Below are 19,319 nucleotides of genomic sequence, written 5' to 3'. Positions count from 1 at the left end.
GAGGGGAACCACGCGTTCCCATACCGAACACGACCGTTAAGCCCTCCAGCGCCAATGGTACTTAGACCGCAGGGTCTTGGGAGAGTAGGACGTCGCCAAGCACGAGAGACCTATCGCATGTGATGCGATAGGTTTTTTGTTTCTTCCGTGTCTAATTTTGATTAAAAATTGAGGCCTTAGAACGCTCTGTATGAGCTTCTAAGGCCTCTTTGTTATCTGCGATAATAAGATGCTTCTCTAGACTGAAGCCTAAGTACGCCGTCCTTCTGCTCCTTACGGAAAGAGAAGGACAGCAGCATACGCGGGATCAGCAGCCATAGGTGCCAACTTACAATGCTAATCATCAATGATTCTTTGATCCATGGATATAGAAGCGCAATGGCACAAAGGCCGATCCAGAACATATGGCGATGAACTCGGCGAAATAGGTACAGCTTGATATCATTAGCTGGTTTAAATCCAATCCATGGGGGTGTAATTCGCCACACCCATTGCCTGTCTGCTGCTTCGTCCACTCGGATAAAAGTAAGCAGTATAATCGCGATATGGATGATTTGCACGACTGCAAAGCCGAAAAGCCATGAAAATAGACCATCCATTTCATACATAAGCATTTGGAAAGCCAATAATACGGCTGCAATAAGCAAATGGCTCTGAATAAGCTCAGGGCGAATGATTTTTCGTTTTACAAGCTGATATTGATAAATTGTAGCATTTTGTTGTTCGGATAATTTTTGACGCATATTTACTTTTCCTTTCCTTCTCAGAGATACTGTGACTCTCGTTAACTATATCGGTATTTACAAGCATTCTGTCCATAGCTTTATGAAACATTTTTACATATGCTGTAACCATTAGCCCATACGGGGCATACGATATATAAATATTTGAAATGCGCTATGAAACAAGTATAAATAGATAGACTATGTGTCATAATAATAGTTAATAAGGGACGATCAGAAAGCGGGGATTGTTATGGACGATAATCGCGAGTATCAATGTATTATTTGCAACGAGGAAAAGGCTGAAGGTCAGGGTATTCGGATAGTGACCGGTTTTATCTGCGATACCTGTGAAGCGGAAATGATAAGAACAGATGTTAAAGATGCCAAATACCCTTTTTTCATTAATCAAATGAAGCAAATATTTTTGGGTAAAAATGCATGAGCGGTTTCTGATTACAGAAGCTGCTCTTTTTTTGTAGTGTTTATTGAATATTATATATAATAGAAATAGGAATGAATGTTTACTGGAGAGGATTGTACATAAACAATGAAGCCCTTTATTGCTCCGTTATTTGAAGCGCTTGTGAATCATACCCGTACCAAGCCAGTTGGATTTCACGTACCCGGCCATCATGGTGGACAAGCATTTAAGCAACCATCATGGAATGATCAATTAAATGATGATGTAGTCGATTATTTTTATAAAATAATGCAGCTTGATTTAACTGAAATCTCAACAACCGACGATTTGCATCATCCTGAAGCTTCTATTAAAGAAGCGCAGCAATTGGCTGCAAAAACATTTGGTTCAGAGGAGACTCACTTTTTGGTTGGAGGAAGCACCTCTGGTAATATGGCGCTGCTGCTCGCCGCATGTGATCCAGATGATATCGTTATCGTTCAGCGGAATGTACATAAATCCATTATAAATGGTTTGAAGCTTGCTGGGGCCAAAGCAGTGTTCCTCTCGCCTCAGATTGAACCGTTATCAGGGCTAGCAACGATTCCTTCTGTCCAGCAAGTGGAAAAAGCGCTTATTCAATATCCTGATGCAAAAGCTGTCTTTTTGACTAACCCGAATTATTACGGTATTAGTGTGAGACTTAAATCATATGTTGAGACTGTCCATCGGTATAATAAGCCGATCTTCATAGATGAAGCACATGGTGCACATTATGGCTTGGAGAAAGCTTTTCCGCAGTCGGCAATGTCAGAGGGAGCAGACGGCGTTGTACAGTCAGCGCATAAAACTTTGCCGACACTTACGATGGGGGCTCTTCTTCACATTCAAGGCAACAGAATATCAAGGGAATTGCTGCGTCAGTCGCTTGCGATGATTCAAAGCTCAAGCCCATCGTTTCCGATTTTGGCTTCAATAGATATTTCCCGAGCAATGATTGATGCTTTGGGCGCTGATCTTTTTAAACAAAGTCTTGAATCAGCGGCGTTTTTCCGTCAATGGCTGCATCGTCGCTCATCCGTTATACGGGAGATGAAAATCGAAGAAAATAGCGAATCAGGCTTGCGTTCAGATCCGCTACGACTAGTGTTATACGATTCTAGCGGTAAGCGAACCGGTTATGAGCTGCTGAAGCACCTGGAGCAGCATGGCTGTTTTGCTGAGATGGCAGATCCGCGGTACATTGTGCTTGTTGTTGGTATCCAGACTTCATTAGAGGACATAAAGAGGCTGCAGGAGGCTGTTGAGGCACTTGAGCCCAATGCTACGACAAATAAAAACTCTGATGGGCTGATGGCAAATGATAAAGAGGGGTGTGCGCTGCCAGCAGTTTCAATAATTACCTGTCATGAGAGCCGTTTAATATCAGAGCCTGTTTCGTTTGCGAGATCTAGGTTTAAGAACAAATCAAGTGAGCGAATACAGCTGAAAGATGCTGTACATCATATATCAGCAGAGATGGTCATACCTTATCCGCCTGGCATCGCTATTTTGTATCCAGGAGAGAGAATCACGGCAGAGTTAATTGAGCATATACAACAGCTTGCCGAGATGGGTGCAAAGTTTCAAGGCGCTGCTGATGGAATGATGAATACCATTGCTGTTTACCCTGAATAAGCTGAAATAGCAGAACGATTATGAACTTGAAGTAAATGTTGATTGTACTAGGAGTACCGCTTTGTTAATATAGAAGAAAGTATAGTTAACATAACGTTAGGAGAAGCCTTAGTTTGAAAAAAGGTGTATTCATTACCATAGAAGGCGGCGAAGGAGCCGGCAAATCGACACTGATTGAACAATTGACGAATATAATGCTTCAAAGGGGAAAGTCGATCACGACGACGAGAGAACCAGGAGGCATTCCCATTGCAGAACAGATTCGTGCCGTTATATTGGATCGCGAGAATACTGCAATGGATGCAAGAACAGAAGCACTGCTGTATGCAGCTGCGAGAAGACAGCATTTGGTGGAAAAGGTCGTTCCAGCACTGGAGAAAGGCGAGTTTGTTATTTGTGACCGCTTCGTAGATAGCAGCTTGGCTTATCAAGGTTATGCGCGTGGGCTTGGGATGGATGAGGTCTGGGCCATCAATCAATTCGCGATTAAAGAAGTGATGCCTGATCTGACGATCTACATGGATGTGTCTCCGGGAGTAGGTCTCGGACGTATCGCACAAGCATCAGAGAGAGAAATCAATCGTTTAGACCTAGAGAAGCAGTCTTTCCATGAGAAGGTGCGAGAAGGCTATATGAAGCTGTTGCAGCAGAACCCGGAACGAATCGTGCTTGTAAATGCCGAAAATAGTGCGGATTTGGTGTTTGCTGACGTTTTATCAGCAATTGATGAGCGTTTTGCAGGATTTTTTGCAACCGATGTCAAACTTTAAAGTATAGACGAAATTCTATGCATCAAGAGATTTGTCGTTATGGGGCTTGAGATTCAAGAAATGGTTTAATGGTTAAAATTGCAAGTTATTAATAACCTATTCTAATAGTAGTCAAGGGGGAATGAAGATGAAATTAGTAATCGCGGTTATTCAAGATAAGGATAGCAACAGACTGTCAAATGCACTTGTTCGTGAAGGGTTTAGAGCAACGAAGCTGGCAAGTACGGGTGGATTTCTAAGAGCAGGCAATACTACCTTTATGATTGGTATTGAGGACGAGAGAGTACATGAGGTTCTTCAAGTCATTAATGCAAATTGCAAAGTAAGAGACCAATTGGTTACTCCTGTATCACCGATGGGCGGATCAACAGATTCCTATATTCCTTTCCCTGTTGAAGTACAGGTTGGTGGAGCAGCTGTATTCGTAATGCCTGTTGAACGATTTGAGCATTTCTGAATGGGCGTGATATAGGGTGAAAATTGATCAAGGCTTTCGACCATTGGGACAAAACCGTACAAACAACGAAGCCACAAACAAACAGATACAGCCAAGAAGCTTTGCCGATGTAATGGTTCAGCAGGATGCTGATCGTACACAAGAGCAGCTTCAACTGAAGCTGCAGGACATACATAGACAAGGTGATCGACTTGCTAGAGTGATGACTGTCCGTGAATTGAAAATTTATCGTCAAATGATCAAGCAATTTTTGGAGGACACCATCCGGCGCGGCGTTGTGCTGAAGGAAGTCAAAGGCTTCGATCGCAGAGGACGAATTAAACGATATAAACTGCTGGATGAGATCGATGCGACACTCGTCTCCATGGCTGAGGATTTACTCGACAGTGAGCAAGGAAGAATTGACTTGCTCAACAGAATCGGTGAGATACGAGGCCTTCTTATAAATTTATTGTTTTGATGATAAGAGAGCAGGGAAAGGTAAGGAACGGCGATGAGCTTCGAAAATATTCCGGGGCAATGGAAAGCGCAGCGGATTTTGACCCACGCTTTGCAGAGCGGTAAAATTTCTCATGCCTATTTATTTAATGGTCCTTCAGGTACGGGAAGAATGGCGATGGCTCGCGAATTTTCCAAGGCATTGTTCTGTACGGCAGGTATTGCCGCTGCTTGCGGGGAATGCTTGGAATGCAGAAAATTTGAACATGGCAATCAGACAGACTTAACGACGATAGCGCCAGATGGCCAGTCCATAAAAATTGATCAAATTCGCGAGCTGCAGCGAGACTTTTCTTATCGCAATAGCGGGACGAAGCGCAAAGTGTATATGATAGAGCAAGCTGACAAAATGACGCTGCAGGCTGCGAATAGTTTACTGAAATTTTTGGAAGAACCGTTGTCGCCAGTTGTTGCGATTCTAATTACGGATAATGGACAAGCTGTTCTTCCTACTATTCGTTCTCGTACGCAGTGGGTGCCTTTCCTGCCGATGTCGCCTGAGATTATGCTGCAAACTCTTATTGCTGAGGGTGCTCCGTCTATTTTAGCCCGAACCGTTGTTCAATTAACATCAGGTTTAGACGGTGCAAGACAATTTCTCCAGCAGAATCAGTTTGCAGAAATCAGAACCCTAGTGATACAATTAGGCAAGGAGAGTTTGACCCGATTCACCGCGGCGATGATCACTGCTGGACAACAGCTATTTAAAACAGATTTGGTAGAGCATACGCAACTGCTGTTGTCGTTATTAGTTATATGGTTTAAAGATTTGATACAGTTCCAGGCCGGCAGGCAGGACAACATCGTTTTTATAGATCAGTTGGATTGGATAAGTAAACATGCATTTAATCGTTCGTTCGCAGGTTGGGTGTCCTGCATCGAGCATACGTTAGAAGCGAGTAAGCGTATGCGAGCGAATGTTACACCTCAGCTCGCATTTGAGCAACTATTGGTAAACTTACAGGAGGGCTAATTCTTGTATAATGTCATCGGCGTCCGCTTCAAGAAAGCGGGCAAGATCTATTACTTTGATCCGGTTGAGCATCCCGTGGATAAGGAACAACATGTTATTGTTGAAACAGCACGCGGAATCGAATACGGTAAAGTGGTGGTGGGACAGAAGCAAGTCGGTGAATCGGATGTTGTTCTTCCTCTTAAGAAAGTGATACGTATTGCAAGCGATGTGGATGCAAAAGTTGTTGAAGAAAATCGCGCCGCAGCCAAAAATGCGTTTTCTACTTGTCTTGAAAAAATTAAAGGTCATCAGCTTCGCATGAAGTTAGTTGATGTTGAGTTTACGTTTGACCGTAACAAAATTATTTTTTATTTTACGGCTGAAGGCCGAGTTGACTTTCGCGAGCTAGTAAAGGATTTAGCCAGCGTATTTCGAACTCGGATTGAACTCAGACAAATCGGAGTTCGGGACGAAGCAAAGATGCTCGGTGGTATTGGTCCATGTGGACGAGTGCTTTGCTGCTCCTCTTGGCTGGGTGATTTTGAGCCCGTATCGATCAAGATGGCCAAGGATCAGAACTTATCGCTTAATCCGACAAAAATTTCTGGATTATGCGGTCGTCTCATGTGCTGTCTGAAATATGAGCATGACAATTACGAAAGCATTCGAGAAGAACTTCCGGCAATTGGAAAATTCGTAGTCACCTCATATGGTGAAGGTAAGGTAACTGGTATTAATACATCCACCAAAAGTGTGTATGTGCAATTATTTGATACACCAGGTAAACCGAAAGAACTGTCGATGGATGATGTCGTCATCAAATAAGCGGCAGAGTGCGATTCTCACGGGTGAGGTTACACTCACGCTTGAAGCTCTGGGGTGGGAACTTGGAGAAGAACAATATTTTTGCGAAAATGGACGAGCTGGATAACCAAGTAGGTGTGTTCCATAAGGAGCTTACGGACTTGAAGCAGAAGGTAAAAGAACTGCTCGAGGATAATAAGCGTCTAAGTGAGGAGAACAACCAGCTGCGTCAGTTGTTTAAGAGAGAGGCTGAGCTAGAGCATGAAGTTGTTGCAGCTCCAGCCAAAGGAATTAAACCGGGAGCAAACAAAGAGGAACAGGTCATCACTGACCATGCATTCGCGGAAGCGGGAGCAGCTATTGGTGAAGGCCATGACAACTTAACTCGGTTGTATCACGAAGGATTCCACATATGCAACGTTTATTACGGGCATTTGCGGACGGAAGGCGACTGTTTATTCTGTCTATCCTTTCTTAATAAATAGTGGAATCCGTACGACATGCCGCCCTTGCCGCAAGGGGCGGTATTTTTATTAAATATACAATCAAGGAGCGGCCCAAATCGTGTCGGAACATATAACCTTAGCAGAAAACGAACGTCTCGATGATCTTATGACAGAAAATGGTTTAAAAATTATACAAAGCCGGGAAGTGTTCAGCTTTTCACTTGATGCCGTATTATTGTCACGGTTTGCAAGTGTGCCAAAGCACGGGCGAATTGCTGATTTATGTACGGGCAATGGTGTTATACCGATGCTTCTTACAACGAGAACAAATGCGCAAATTGATGCGGTTGAGATTCAACCGAGATTGGCGGATATGGCTAGAAGAAGCGTGATGCTGAATAAGCTGACGGAGCAAATAAACGTTATTGAGCAGGATTTGAAATTGTATCCTAAGATTGCGGGTAACGGGGTATATGATGCGATAACGGTAAACCCACCTTACATGCCAATAACAGCAGGTGAACAAAATGAAAACGAACATTATGCGATCGCAAGGCATGAGATTCATTGTACGCTGGATGATGTCGCAGAAGCATGCTCTAGGCTGGTGCGCCCTGGCGGTAAGGTCTCGATGGTTCATCGCCCTTCGCGTCTACTTGATATTGTGGAAACGATGCGTAAATGGAGGCTTGAGCCGAAGCGGATTCAATTTGTCCATCCTCATGCAAATGCAGAAGCAAACATGGTATTAATAGAAGCAATGCGTGATGGGAAGCCTGACATCAAGCTTCTTCCGCCAATAATGGTATATGAGAATGGGGTGCAGATCGTTTGAATATACAAAAAAGCTTTGCCGATGCTTCCAAAGAAAATGTTGGAAGCCTTTATTTGGTCGCGACACCAATTGGAAATCTAGAAGATATGACTTTCCGTGCGATTCGTACATTGAAGGAAGTACAGCTTATCGCTGCTGAAGATACGAGGCAAACACGGAAGCTGCTTACACATTTCGAGATTGGAACTCGTATTGTCAGCTATCATGAGCACAATAAACAAGCCAGCGGCCCTGAGCTGATCAGATTGCTTCTAGAAGGGCAATCCATTGCATTAGTTAGTGATGCGGGTCTGCCGGCTATTTCTGATCCAGGTGCGGATCTGGTGAAGGACGCCATTGCAAATGGTATTTCTGTTATTCCTATTCCAGGAGCGAATGCAGCATTGTCTGCACTTATTATATCGGGTCTGCCTACGGATCGATTTTTGTTTGCTGGATTTCCGCCGCGCGAGCGAAAGTCATTAATGAAATGGCTGCTCGATATGCAAGCACAGAAAGGGACCCTGCTTTTCTACGAGTCACCCCATCGTATAAACAAAACACTTGATGCACTTCAGGAATGTCTCGGCGATCGCCAAATAGCATGTATCAGAGAACTGACAAAACGCCATGAAGAAGCGGTCCGCGGCCGAATTTCAGAATGTATAGCATGGTTTGTGGAGCATCCGCCGCTCGGAGAATTTTGTGTTGTGGTGGAAGGATCAGAGGGTGAAGGGGCAAGCGAGCTGCCAGCGGCAGATATTTGGTGGTCTGAGCTTGATCTTGCTGCCCATGTTGCTCATTATGAGGAACAATTTGATCGTAAGGAAGCCATTAAGAAGGTTGCGCTCGATCGAGGTTTGCCTAAACGCGAAGTATATAATGAAGTAAATAGATAGATGATTATCATATATGTGAAATAGTAGACAAAAAAAGACCTTCCTGGCCGGGTTCAAGCGCAGGAAGGTATCAAGGAGTATAAAAAAGGTTAGAATTAACAAGTTAATAAGTACAGTATAACTTATTTTTTTTATTTTGTCACAGGTGTTGGCATTTCTGACAAACAAACATGACAAACAATTTTTCCTTTGAAATAAGATACGTTTTCTGCGTTGCCACAGAAGATACATGCAGGCTCATATTTCTTAAGCATGATGCGCTCGCCATCTACGTAGATTTCAAGTGCATCTTTCTCGCCTATTCCAAGTGTACGGCGCAATTCGATCGGTATAACGACGCGTCCTAGCTCATCAACCTTACGAACAATACCAGTAGATTTCATCATAATCTATTATTGCCCCTCTCAAAATACGTTTCGTCATCGTTCGACATAGTTTTTGCTTTTATGATTACTATAATACCAACGATTACCATAATAGTCAACCAGGAATATTCCCCGGATAGCTGAATTCACAAGTATTTGACTAGTTAGTACGGTCATATTACTCTGTAATAGAATACAACAGCTTCGACAATTTGGAAACTAATTTCCGACACTATTCGACATGAAAATCATTTTTTGTGTCGAAAATATGAACAAAGGAGATGAGAGACGATGAAAAAACAGCTGACCGAAGAGAAAGTTTTTAAGGATCCTGTTCATCATTATATATATGTACAAGACCAAACGATTTGGGATTTGATCAATACAAAAGAGTTTCAAAGACTGCGCCGGATACGACAGCTAGGAACCTCCTATTTGACCTTCCATGGAGCAGAGCACAGCCGGTTTTCACATTCACTTGGCGTATATGAAATTACTCGAAAAATTATTTCTCAGTTTGAACGAAACAGCTATCCTGACTGGCCAGTCGAAGAAAAGCTAGTCTCACTTTGTGCTGCTTTATTGCATGATGTTGGTCATGGTCCGTTCTCGCACTCCTTGGAAGAAGTATTCGACACGGATCACGAAGAGTGGACATGTAACATCATTTTGGGAGATACAGAAATCAATCGCGTGCTAAGTGCTGTATCGGAGCAGTTTCCTGCTCAGGTCGCTGCAGTCATACAAAAAAAATATCCAAAGCCGATTGTTGTTAGTTTGATTTCAAGCCAAATGGATGCTGATCGGATGGATTATTTGCTCCGAGACGCGTATTTTACAGGTGTTAACTATGGAACATTTGATTTAGAGCGCATTTTGCGCGTATTGCGTCCTTATAAAGGGCAAATTGTAGTTAAAGAGAGCGGTATGCACGCAGTTGAACATTATTTGATGTCTCGTTATCAAATGTATTGGCAAATTTACTTCCATCCGGTTACAAGAAGCTCGGAAATTATTCTACGTCAAATATTTCGTAGAGCACAGGAGCTTTACGTGGGTGGTTACTCCTTTCAGTGGATGCCTAAGCAGCTGAAATGCTTGCTTCAGAACACGATGACGGTGCACGACTATCTGAAGCTGGATGAAGCGCTCGTTCAGACCGCTTTCGCAGAGTGGGCGGAGGAGCATGATCCTATTTTAAGCGATCTATGTGAACGATTTCTGAACAGGCATTTATATAAGTACATTACGCTTGAAAACCCGGATGAAGAGCTGCTAAATGAGATTAGCGAATGTTTCTCTTCTATAGGAATGAATCCGGATTATCATATGGAAATCGATTTTCCATTTGACCTGCCGTATGACGTATATCGACCAGATAAAAAAGAAGGAGAAAAGAAAGAAAAAGCGCCGATTTTGTTGTTAGATGGTTTGGAAGATATAAGCGAAATATCCTCTAAATCCGACATTGTTCGTTCTATTACTGGCCTGCATCAAGGACAATATCATCTCTATTATCCAGAAGAGCCGCTCAAAAAAAATATTCATCAATTGCCGGATTCACTTCGTAAGCTTTTCAAACTCGATTGAAGGAGCATAACATCAACATGACATTACTTTTTGATACACATACCCATTTAGATTCGGAAAAATTTGATGAGGATCGCGACGAGGTCATCCAGCGTGCGAAGGATGCAGGCGTGCATATGCTTGTCAATATTGGTTTTAACCGTGAAACGATCCCTACAACGATGGCGCTAGCAGAGAAATATGATTTTATATACGCAGCAGTTGGTTGGCATCCAGTTGACAGTATAGATATGCTTCCAGAGGATTTGGAATGGATTGAACGTCTATGCGCGCATGAGAAGGTTGTCGCCATTGGTGAGATTGGACTCGATTATCACTGGGATACTTCTCCAAAAGAGGTACAACAAAGGGTTTTTCGTGAGCAAATTCGTCTTGCTCGTAAGGTGCGCAAGCCAATTGTTATTCATAATCGGGATGCTCATGAGGACATTATTCGTATTCTTCAGGAAGAGAATGCAGCAGAGGTTGGCGGTGTCATGCATTGCTTCTCCGGCAGCTGGGAAACGGCTAAACAATGTCTTGATATGAACTTTTATATATCATTTGGAGGACCCGTTACTTTCAAAAATGCAAGGGTGCCAAAAGAGGTGCTTAAGCAGGTTCCGATCGACCGAATTTTGATCGAAACCGATGCTCCATATTTAACTCCTCACCCGTTCAGAGGGAAGCGAAATGAGTCCTCTTACGTCTCTTTAGTTGCAGAGACAGCAGCCGAATTATTGGGCAAAACGGTAGAAGAAATAGGCGTAATTACGACTGAAAACGGTCGAAGATGTTTTGGTATTGTCTAAAAACGAGAGGAATAATGAGAAATAGAGACCTTTATCGCGTAAAAACTAATTTTTATAGCGATAATCGCTTATTTTTTCCTGCTTTATCCTGCTTTTTCGCTTAAATCGTCTTTTATCGTATCTTTACAATTGACCTCGTATGAAGGTATGATTCATCTCAGAGCAATAAAATTTTGTATTGGATTTCCAGTTTACGCTTAATCTCCATTCGGAGAGCGGGGGAACCATGTACGGTTTTTGAAACCGTATTTTGAATTCTTCAGGGGTGAATTTCGAAGCCATTGCCATGAGCATTGTGTAACGAATAGGGCGACTCTCTTGTCCGAATCCGTCAGCTAACCTCGCAAGCGTTATAGAGAGTGATCAACCTCGTGCATCCATTTTTCTGTATCCCAGTGAATCATTTAACCGGGAAGCCACGAAACAGATCCTCTGTCGACGGCTTCTTTTTATTTTCGAATAATCGGGAATTTGTCGACATAGGGATAAAAGATGGGGGTGGGAGGATCGATAGCAGTACTGGATTGCGTGCTCGCACGCCAATATACTATAGTCGCGTCAGTTGTATCATGCGTAACACTTGGCGGCGGGGCTATGAAGGAGGACCGATGAAGTGGGAATACTCCAGGTTAAGGACACCCATGGGAAACGATCATCCAGCATGTCTTTCGCATTGCGATGGAAGCGTGAAAACTTGCGTTTGATTCTTTTGAGTGCTACTATCTCAATCGCTATGACTTTCATGTTTTTGGTGTTGTTGTACGGAACGGCTGTCAAAAGCGTCTCCGTAGTAGTGAACGGACAAGAAACCATTGTGGAAACGAAGCAATGGGTCCTGCAACGCCTACTGGATGAACAAGCTATCGCAATTGGACCACATGATGAGGTGTCCATACCGCTTAATGCGGCAATAAAGGACGGAGATCGTATAGAGGTGACTCATGCGATACCGGTAATTGTGAAGGCTGATGGCAAGACCTCTACTGTATATACGACAGAGAGAACAGTGCAGGCAGCGATCGAGGAATTACATATTCCAGTTCGTGGTCAAGATAAAGTAATACCTCCGCTTCATACCGTTTTGGAAAACGAATTGACTGTAACCGTCGTTCGCGTAGATAAGAAGGTAGCCGAGACAGAGCGTGCAATGCCATTCTCTATTGTGAAGAAGAACGATCCAACGCTGGAAGCGGGCAAGCAGAAGCTTGTTCAACCCGGCAAGGAAGGTCTGATCGTAGAGAGTATCGAGAAGCAGTACGAGGACGGTATTCTTATATCGAAGAAGATGGTCAGCAAAGTGGTTGAAACCGCTGCGGTTAATCAGGTTGTCGCCATCGGAACGAAGAAGGAAGAGCCTAAAGTATCTGTGCTCTCAAACAAGAGCCCGAGCTTTACTTCGCTTACGAAGAGCGGTGTAACGTTTAAGGCGAGAAAAGTACTTAAAAATGTCACGTTGACTGCTTATTCTGCAGACCTCTCTTCAACAGGCAAAGATGAAAGCCATCCGGAATACGGGATTACATCATCAGGCACTCGTGTGCAAGAGGGTCGGACGATAGCTGTTGATCCGAAGGTTATTCCTATCGGTTGGTGGGTTTATATTGAAGGAATCGGTTTCCGCCGCGCTGAGGATAAAGGAAGTGCGGTTAAAGGCAACAAAATCGACGTATACTTTGATAGTACAAAGATTGCGAACAAATTCGGCAGGAAAAAAGGCATCACCGTATATGTGCTGGGGCCGAATAAACCAACTGCAAGCTAATTGTGCGGTTACCATCATCTTATCGCAATAATCAATTAAATATGCCATCATAAGGAGAGGCACTGCCTCTTCTTTTTGCATGTCTAAGGGTCTAATACAGTTTATGTAGAAGGGGATGATCTTGGTGATCAAAGAGATCATTGTCGTTGAAGGCAAAGATGATACCGTTGCAATAAAAAGGGCGGTAGATGCAGATACCATAGAGACGAATGGTTCCGCTATCGGTGAGGATGTATTGAAGAGGATTGCGCTGGCCAACGAGCGTCGCGGCGTTATTATATTCACAGACCCTGATCATGCAGGAGAACGCATTCGCAAAATTGTGGCGCGTCATGCGCCAGGTTGCAAGCATGCTTTTTTGCCGCAGGAGAAGGCTTTGTACAAAGGGGACATCGGCATCGAAAATGCGAGTCCCGAAGCTATTCGTGCGGCGCTCTCTGAGCTCCGTACAGAATCGGCAGATGAAGCGGGAGAAATCAGCTGGGAAGACTTAATGGATGCAGGTCTTATTGTACATCCTGATGCGTCTAATCGTCGCTTGGTTATAGGCAAGCTGCTCGGAATTGGTTATGCGAATGGCAAGCAGTTCTATAAGCGCTGTACAAGCTTTCGGATTTCCAAAGCAGAGTTTACGGAAGCTTTCCGTCAAATGGAAAAGGAACTGGAGGGATAGCTAAATGAGTCAAGAGCATAGTGAGCTTAGCAAGGAAACGGTAAAGCCATCCGCGATAGAGGTGGCTACGCCCAAACGCACCAAAGAAATCATTGCGAAATACGGTTTTTCCTTCAAAAAGAGTTTGGGACAAAACTTTCTGATCGATCAAAATATACTGAATAACATCGTAGCGGCAGCTGAGCTTGATGAAACGAAGGGCGCGCTTGAAATCGGCCCCGGTATTGGCGCGCTCACACAGCGGCTTGCCAAAGCGGCTGGTAAGGTGACGGCTGTCGAAATCGACAATAGGCTCATTCCGATTTTGAAGGATGTGCTGGAGGGCGAGGAGCATACAACCGTCATTCATGGCGATGTGCTTAAGCTTGATTTGAAGAAGCTGTTCGAAGAGCAGTTTGCGGACGTAACAGGTGTAAGTGTTGTTGCCAACTTGCCTTATTATGTGACAACGCCAATTCTTATGAAGCTGCTTGAAGAGAAGCTGCCGCTTGAGCATATCGTCGTCATGATTCAGAAGGAAGTCGCGGAGCGGATGGCAGCGAAGCCAGGCGGCAAGGAATATGGCAGCCTCAGTGTAGCCGTTCAATATTACTGCGTGCCTAAGGTTGTCTGCATGGTGCCTCATACGGTGTTTATACCGCAGCCAAATGTAGATTCAGCCGTTATTAAGCTGTCTTTGCGTGACAAGCCTGCTGTTGATGTACCCGATGAGGATCATTTCTTTAAAGTGGTGCAAGCCAGCTTTGCTCAGCGACGGAAGACACTGGCGAATAATCTAACTGCATTCGTGGGCAAGGAGCGCCGCGAAGCATTAACGGAAATGCTTTTAAGCAACGATATTGACCCTATAAGACGCGGTGAGACGTTGTCGCTCGAGGAATTTGCGCGGATTAGCCGCAGCATGCTGGAGGCCGGCTGGTAGAGCTAGGCCGTTTCATCATAAAATACTCACCATTCGCACGTTCTGCCCATAGGATAGACGAAGAGGTGATTTACCCATGAAGCAAGGGGACCTGGTCGTCCGCAAATCGTATGGCGGTGACGTGCTGTTCAAGGTTGAGGCTATTCGTACACATACTGCCGTTCTGAAAGGCACGGATTACCGATTGCTTGCGGATGCTCCGATTCCTGATTTGTCGGTCATACGCGATCCAGAAACGACAAGTGCGGTGCAAGAAGTTCGAATTAAAGTGAATAATTCATTAAGACGCATGCATTCTGAACGGGAACGTCAAGCGGTTGAGAATGAGGAGCATATTCGGCATGCGCTGCAGCAGACTCAACCATTCTTTGAAGTGCCAGGAAAGGTACTTCACCTTGATGGTGATAGTAATTATTTGAAGAAGAGCATGCAGCTGTACAATACGATGCAAGTTCCTTCCCACGGTCTCCATGTGCATGAGTCTCAGATGGCTGATGTGCTTTACCGTCTGCTGCCCCAAATTCAACCGGATATTGTCGTAATAACAGGTCATGATGGCGTACTGAAAAGCCGTTTGCCCATGGATCTGTACAGTTTAAGCAGCTATAAAAACTCACAACATTTCGTTAATGCCGTACGCGTCGCTAGAGAATATGAGAGAAGCCGTGACGGGTTGATCGTTATTGCAGGTGCTTGCCAATCCCATTTTGAAGCGTTGCTGCAAGTGGGCTCAAACTTTGCAAGCTCGCCAGGACGAATATTGATTCATGCGCTCGATCCTGTTTATATAGCGATTAAAGCAAGCTATACATCCATAAAAGACACGATTAACTTAGCAGATGTCATTCATGGTACGATAAGCGGAATTGACGGCGTGGGCGGTATTGAGACAATGGGCAGCTTCCGTGTAGGTCTGCCAAAGCCAAAAATTACGTCACCGAACTCTGTTTTAAAGCAGTAACAGATAACGATATGTTCTGAAGGGATGAATAGAGACTATTTTCAGGCTGAAAATAGTCTAATCAAACATGTCTTTTTCGCCACAATTTTGTATCAAAAGTTACGTTTAAATTGAATCAACTTCTTAATATGTATATTTTTTGCTTCGTTATGTATGGTTTTTTAAAAAATGGGTGAAATCACCGTTGACAAGTAAATATACCGACTGATATAATATTTTGCTTTGTTTGACAACCCTCCTCCTTTTGGTTATAATGGACAAGGAAAGAGGTGGTAGTGGACAATGGCAAAAAATGCGCTATTGGATATTAAACGCAGCTTGGAAGCTCATGTTGGCTCCAAAATCCGTCTTCGAGCGAACGGTGGACGACGAAAGACCATCGAACGAACCGGTACGTTGGAAGAAACCTACCCTTCTGTTTTCATTGTAAAGCTGGATGAAGAGCAGCATGCCTTTAAGCGTGTCTCTTACAGCTATGCGGACATACTGACTGAGTCGGTGGAAGTGACCGTATGCAATGATGAAGGTCAAGTCCGTATCGCCCATTTGCAACAATAGAATATATATCGCCTAGTGAGGCATGTTAGCGCAGAATAGCATCTGCGCTTTTTTTTTGCGTCCATTCATTTAGCTTTGCGAAAAGAAGGCGGCCATTTCCATCTCCGTATGGTCGCTTGTCAATTGAAGCATACTACCTGTGCAATAGTGACAGCCGTATATTTTGATTAGAATGACGTAAATTCGAATATGGAGGTAATGAAATGGGTCGCAGAAGACGCGGAGTAATGTCTGAGGAATTGAAATATGAGCTTGCCAAAGATCTTGGTTTTTATGATACGGTGCAGCAAGAGGGCTGGGGAAGCATACGCGCGAAGGATGCCGGAAATATGGTGAAACGCGCAATACAAATCGCTGAACAGGCTGCTGCCAAAACAAATCAACCCTAAGTGACGGCTCCTATTTATACGTGAAAAAGCTAAGCGGATGACTGTCGAAAAACATTCGATTGTCATCTCTTAGCTTTTATTGCGTTGGTTTGATATAATGATGCTTAAGCTTACGAACGAACGGGTGAACTTATCAGATGAAAATTTATGAAAAAGCTCCTGCCAAAATTAATTTATTGCTCGATGTACTCCGCAAGCGTGATGACGGCTACCATGAAGTCGAAATGATTATGACCATGGTTGACCTTGCAGACCGACTTGAAATGGAAGAGCTACCTAGAGATACGATCATTATTTCAAGCCAAGTTGGATACATACCGTTAGATGAGAAGAACTTAGCGTTTCAGGCAGCTAGGCTTATTAAAGACCGTTATGATGTTAAGCAAGGCGTATATATTCATTTAGACAAAAAGATACCAGTCGCTGCGGGACTCGCTGGTGGAAGCAGTGATGCTGCTGCTGCTCTGCGAGGGCTAAACCGTTTGTGGAAGCTGCAGATCCCTGAGGACGAGCTGTGCAAGCTAGGCGCAGAGCTTGGCTCTGACGTTCCGTTCTGTGTAACAGGCGGCACTGCAATCGCAAGGGGACGTGGTGAGAAGCTTGAACATATCGCCAATCCTCCGCAATGCTGGGTTGTACTTGCCAAGCCGCCAATCAATGTATCGACGGCTGACGTATATGGCAGATTCCGCGCAAATGAGCTTAAAGAGCATCCATCCATTTCAAATATGGTTGGTGCACTTGAGCGCGGCTCTTTTGCCGATATATGTGAAGGACTTGGCAACGTACTCGAAAAAGTTACGCTGGATGTGCATCCTGAGGTTATGCAGCTGAAGGAAAGTATGATTCGGCTTGGTGCCGACGGTGTGCTTATGTCTGGCAGCGGGCCTACTGTATTCGGCCTTGTGTCGAAGGAAGCCAAGCTTCCTCGTATTTATAATGGGCTCCGCGGTTTCTGCAAAGAAGTATATGTGGTAAGAATGCTCACATAAGGCTGACGTTCTCCTTGATTAAATCCGTATAAAAATGTTATATTTACATTATAATATTCGGATTTAGGTGGGGGGAGATGTGTTTGAAAAAGTTGAAACGGAGCTCGCGGTTGGTAGAGATGACCCAATACCTGTTAAGTCGACCCCACACGTTAATTTCACTGACAGCATTTGCTGATCGATATCAATCGGCAAAGTCTTCAATTAGTGAGGACCTGGCGATCATAAAAGAAGTGTTTGAGGAAGAAGGTATCGGCGAGCTTCATACACTTGCAGGAGCAGCAGGCGGAGTAAGATATACGCCTAAGATGCAAGAAACGACGGCTCTTACCATTATGACAAGCATATGCCGCCAGTTAGAGCAGCCTGAAAGGGTCCTTCCCGGCGGTTATTTGTATATAACGGATATGTTAGGCCAACCGGAGCTTCTCGCGGATGTCGGCAGAATGTTTGCAACTGCGTTCGCAGACCGGAAGATCGACGTCATTATGACCGTTGAGACAAAAGGAATACCTCTAGCTTACGCTACAGCTGCGTGCTTGAATATTCCGGTTGTTATTGTACGGCGTGACAATAAGGTAACGGAAGGCTCTGCAGTGAGTATCAACTATGTATCAGGATCAACCAAGCGGATTCAGACGATGTCACTCGCACGCAGAGCGCTTAAGGAGCAATCCCGCGTTCTCATTATCGATGATTTTATGAAGGCAGGCGGAACGATCCAAGGCATGATGGATTTGCTGTTTGAATTTAAAGCTATCGTCGCAGGCGTTGGCGTATTTGTTGAGTCAGGCGAGGTAGAACTCGAGGAACGGCTTCTTGAGGACTATGTCTCACTAGCTAAACTGACGGCTGTTGATATGAAGACAAAACAAACGACGGTAATTCCAGGCAACTATTTTAAAGAATAGATACGTGTAAATGAGAGCTTATTACATCTTGTTAGGAAGGCTGGGACCATCATGACAACAAAGCAACAAATGCAAGTGATTGCAACGGACAAAGCTCCTGCAGCAATCGGACCTTATTCGCAAGCGATTAAGCTCGGAGGATTATTGTTCACTTCAGGACAAATTCCGCTCGATGCGGCTGGGCAGCTTGTTGATGGCGGCATTGAGGAACAAACTCATCAGGTGTTTAGAAATCTAGAGGCCGTGCTTGATGCTGCAGGTGCCAGCTTTCAGGATGTCGTAAAAGCGACCGTATTTATGAAAGATATGAATCAATTTGCAACGGTAAATGGTATCTACTCCTCTTACTTCGGAGAGCATAAACCGGCTCGTTCGGCCGTGGAGGTCGCAAGGCTGCCAAAGGATGTTCTTGTCGAAATAGAGGTCATTGCATCGACAATTGTCGAATGAAAACGAAAAAGATTCAAAATAAAAAAAATATTTTAAATTGAGTATGAATTTACCAAAAATGTAGAAGGAATTGGCACAAAAACGTGGAAGTATACACCAAGTCTCTGATAGACAAAGGTGGTGAACACAAGTGCAAATTACTGATGTCAGACTCCGCCGTGTAAATTCCGAAGGGCGTATGAAGGCAATCGCATCCATTACTATTGATAATGAATTCGTTGTTCACGATATTCGTGTCATCGATGGAAACAATGGTATGTTCGTTGCAATGCCAAGCAAACGTACTCCGGATGGAGAATTTCGGGATATCGCTCATCCGATCTCTTCAACCACCCGGGAGAAAATCCAGGCTGCTGTTCTCGCTGAATACGAGCGCGCAGCAGAAGAAGTTGCGATTGAAGAAGGAGCTTAAGGCACTGCATTTTATGTTTTTGGGGTTGATTGGAGAAGAGAGCCATGGCTCTCTTCTCTTTTTTTTGCGAGAGGTGATTGCTAAGCATGTGATTACGT

The 19,319-nt window shown here is 44.1% G+C and carries 24 protein-coding genes, 1 rRNA gene and 1 riboswitch; of the genes, 23 read left to right on the top strand and 2 right to left on the bottom strand.

The window, feature by feature from the left end; all coding sequences use genetic code 11:
- Window positions 1–101, top strand: a 5S ribosomal RNA gene (rrf, locus tag AB4Z45_RS27590); the annotation flags it as partial.
- Window positions 102–212: 111 nt separating this feature from the next.
- Here rrf and AB4Z45_RS27585 read toward each other — a convergent pair.
- Window positions 213–743 carry a transposase gene (locus tag AB4Z45_RS27585; protein ID WP_441912679.1) on the bottom strand — a complete coding sequence of 177 codons (531 nt, stop codon included), beginning with the start codon at window positions 741–743 and terminating at the stop codon, window positions 213–215.
- Between the two features lie 232 nt (window positions 744–975).
- On the opposite strand from AB4Z45_RS27585, the gene AB4Z45_RS27580 reads away from it, so the two are divergent.
- The 10 genes from AB4Z45_RS27580 to rsmI all read left to right on the top strand — a co-directional run bounded on the left by AB4Z45_RS27580 (window position 976) and on the right by rsmI (window position 8,445).
- The gene (locus tag AB4Z45_RS27580; protein WP_339205847.1) at window positions 976–1,167 is read left to right on the top strand and encodes a sigma factor G inhibitor Gin; all 192 of its coding nucleotides are present in this window, start codon (window positions 976–978) and stop codon (window positions 1,165–1,167) included.
- A 105-nt stretch (window positions 1,168–1,272) separates the two neighbouring features.
- Entirely contained in the window at window positions 1,273–2,802 is a 1,530-nt protein-coding gene (locus tag AB4Z45_RS27575; RefSeq protein WP_441912678.1) for an aminotransferase class I/II-fold pyridoxal phosphate-dependent enzyme, read from the top strand.
- Window positions 2,803–2,915: 113 nt separating this feature from the next.
- Entirely contained in the window at window positions 2,916–3,572 is a 657-nt protein-coding gene (gene tmk / locus AB4Z45_RS27570; RefSeq protein WP_441912677.1) for a dTMP kinase, read from the top strand.
- Window positions 3,573–3,699: 127 nt separating this feature from the next.
- Window positions 3,700–4,029 (top strand): cyclic-di-AMP receptor, encoded by a 330-nt coding sequence (locus AB4Z45_RS27565; protein WP_054025787.1) that lies wholly within the window; start codon window positions 3,700–3,702, stop codon window positions 4,027–4,029.
- A 16-nt stretch (window positions 4,030–4,045) separates the two neighbouring features.
- Window positions 4,046–4,489: a YaaR family protein gene (locus AB4Z45_RS27560; RefSeq protein WP_076271265.1), complete on the top strand. Its 444-nt coding sequence runs from the start codon at window positions 4,046–4,048 to the stop codon at window positions 4,487–4,489.
- A 33-nt stretch (window positions 4,490–4,522) separates the two neighbouring features.
- Window positions 4,523–5,500, top strand: coding sequence for a DNA polymerase III subunit delta' (gene holB, locus AB4Z45_RS27555; RefSeq protein WP_076271266.1), 978 nt, complete (start codon window positions 4,523–4,525; stop codon window positions 5,498–5,500).
- Between the two features lie 3 nt (window positions 5,501–5,503).
- Entirely contained in the window at window positions 5,504–6,307 is an 804-nt protein-coding gene (locus AB4Z45_RS27550; RefSeq protein WP_053373398.1) for a PSP1 domain-containing protein, read from the top strand.
- Window positions 6,308–6,369: 62 nt separating this feature from the next.
- On the top strand, window positions 6,370–6,771 hold the full coding sequence (locus tag AB4Z45_RS27545; RefSeq protein ID WP_441912676.1) for an initiation-control protein YabA: 402 nt from the start codon (window positions 6,370–6,372) through the stop codon (window positions 6,769–6,771).
- A gap of 127 nt (window positions 6,772–6,898) precedes the next feature.
- On the top strand, window positions 6,899–7,567 hold the full coding sequence (locus AB4Z45_RS27540; protein WP_076271322.1) for a tRNA1(Val) (adenine(37)-N6)-methyltransferase: 669 nt from the start codon (window positions 6,899–6,901) through the stop codon (window positions 7,565–7,567).
- Window positions 7,564–8,445: a 16S rRNA (cytidine(1402)-2'-O)-methyltransferase gene (gene rsmI, locus AB4Z45_RS27535; protein WP_441912675.1), complete on the top strand. Its 882-nt coding sequence runs from the start codon at window positions 7,564–7,566 to the stop codon at window positions 8,443–8,445. The genes AB4Z45_RS27540 and rsmI overlap by 4 nt, the downstream gene beginning before the upstream one ends.
- Before the next feature lie 131 nt (window positions 8,446–8,576).
- Here the strand turns inward: rsmI and AB4Z45_RS27530 are convergent, their stop codons facing one another.
- Window positions 8,577–8,831, bottom strand: coding sequence for an AbrB/MazE/SpoVT family DNA-binding domain-containing protein (locus tag AB4Z45_RS27530; protein WP_054025791.1), 255 nt, complete (start codon window positions 8,829–8,831; stop codon window positions 8,577–8,579).
- Window positions 8,832–9,101: 270 nt separating this feature from the next.
- Between AB4Z45_RS27530 and AB4Z45_RS27525 the strand changes: the two genes are divergently transcribed.
- The 12 genes from AB4Z45_RS27525 (at window position 9,102) to spoVG (ending at window position 19,221) form a co-directional block, all read left to right on the top strand.
- Window positions 9,102–10,400, top strand: coding sequence for an HD domain-containing protein (locus tag AB4Z45_RS27525; protein ID WP_441912674.1), 1,299 nt, complete (start codon window positions 9,102–9,104; stop codon window positions 10,398–10,400).
- A gap of 17 nt (window positions 10,401–10,417) precedes the next feature.
- Window positions 10,418–11,191 carry a TatD family hydrolase gene (locus AB4Z45_RS27520; RefSeq protein ID WP_441885282.1) on the top strand — a complete coding sequence of 258 codons (774 nt, stop codon included), beginning with the start codon at window positions 10,418–10,420 and terminating at the stop codon, window positions 11,189–11,191.
- Between the two features lie 184 nt (window positions 11,192–11,375).
- Window positions 11,376–11,556: riboswitch (cyclic di-AMP (ydaO/yuaA leader) on the top strand.
- A gap of 248 nt (window positions 11,557–11,804) precedes the next feature.
- Window positions 11,805–12,953, top strand: coding sequence for a ubiquitin-like domain-containing protein (locus AB4Z45_RS27515; RefSeq protein ID WP_441912673.1), 1,149 nt, complete (start codon window positions 11,805–11,807; stop codon window positions 12,951–12,953).
- A gap of 124 nt (window positions 12,954–13,077) precedes the next feature.
- Window positions 13,078–13,626, top strand: a complete 549-nt coding sequence (gene rnmV, locus AB4Z45_RS27510; RefSeq protein ID WP_076271272.1) for a ribonuclease M5 — start codon at window positions 13,078–13,080, stop codon at window positions 13,624–13,626.
- A gap of 4 nt (window positions 13,627–13,630) precedes the next feature.
- Complete coding sequence (gene rsmA, locus AB4Z45_RS27505; protein ID WP_076271273.1) at window positions 13,631–14,548, top strand: 16S rRNA (adenine(1518)-N(6)/adenine(1519)-N(6))-dimethyltransferase RsmA; 918 nt, start codon at window positions 13,631–13,633, stop codon at window positions 14,546–14,548.
- A 76-nt stretch (window positions 14,549–14,624) separates the two neighbouring features.
- Window positions 14,625–15,509 carry a sporulation peptidase YabG gene (gene yabG, locus AB4Z45_RS27500; protein WP_441912672.1) on the top strand — a complete coding sequence of 295 codons (885 nt, stop codon included), beginning with the start codon at window positions 14,625–14,627 and terminating at the stop codon, window positions 15,507–15,509.
- A 282-nt stretch (window positions 15,510–15,791) separates the two neighbouring features.
- Window positions 15,792–16,067: a biofilm formation stimulator Veg gene (veg, locus tag AB4Z45_RS27495; protein WP_053373389.1), complete on the top strand. Its 276-nt coding sequence runs from the start codon at window positions 15,792–15,794 to the stop codon at window positions 16,065–16,067.
- 203 nt (window positions 16,068–16,270) lie between these two features.
- Window positions 16,271–16,456 carry a small, acid-soluble spore protein, alpha/beta type gene (locus tag AB4Z45_RS27490; protein ID WP_054025797.1) on the top strand — a complete coding sequence of 62 codons (186 nt, stop codon included), beginning with the start codon at window positions 16,271–16,273 and terminating at the stop codon, window positions 16,454–16,456.
- A gap of 137 nt (window positions 16,457–16,593) precedes the next feature.
- Window positions 16,594–17,448: a 4-(cytidine 5'-diphospho)-2-C-methyl-D-erythritol kinase gene (gene ispE, locus AB4Z45_RS27485; protein ID WP_339205863.1), complete on the top strand. Its 855-nt coding sequence runs from the start codon at window positions 16,594–16,596 to the stop codon at window positions 17,446–17,448.
- An 83-nt stretch (window positions 17,449–17,531) separates the two neighbouring features.
- On the top strand, window positions 17,532–18,359 hold the full coding sequence (purR, locus tag AB4Z45_RS27480; protein ID WP_076271323.1) for a pur operon repressor: 828 nt from the start codon (window positions 17,532–17,534) through the stop codon (window positions 18,357–18,359).
- Window positions 18,360–18,410: 51 nt separating this feature from the next.
- Entirely contained in the window at window positions 18,411–18,809 is a 399-nt protein-coding gene (locus tag AB4Z45_RS27475) for a RidA family protein (RefSeq protein WP_235560998.1), read from the top strand.
- 130 nt (window positions 18,810–18,939) lie between these two features.
- Window positions 18,940–19,221 (top strand): septation regulator SpoVG, encoded by a 282-nt coding sequence (spoVG, locus tag AB4Z45_RS27470; RefSeq protein WP_028609566.1) that lies wholly within the window; start codon window positions 18,940–18,942, stop codon window positions 19,219–19,221.
- The last annotated feature ends 98 nt before the right edge of the window (window positions 19,222–19,319 follow it).

The sequence above is a fragment of the Paenibacillus sp. MCAF9 genome (genome assembly GCF_052114265.1).
Classification (GTDB): Bacteria; Bacillota; Bacilli; order Paenibacillales; family Paenibacillaceae; genus Pristimantibacillus.
Note: the sequence above shows the minus strand (reverse complement) of the source record. Positions and strands in the feature narration are given on the sequence as shown.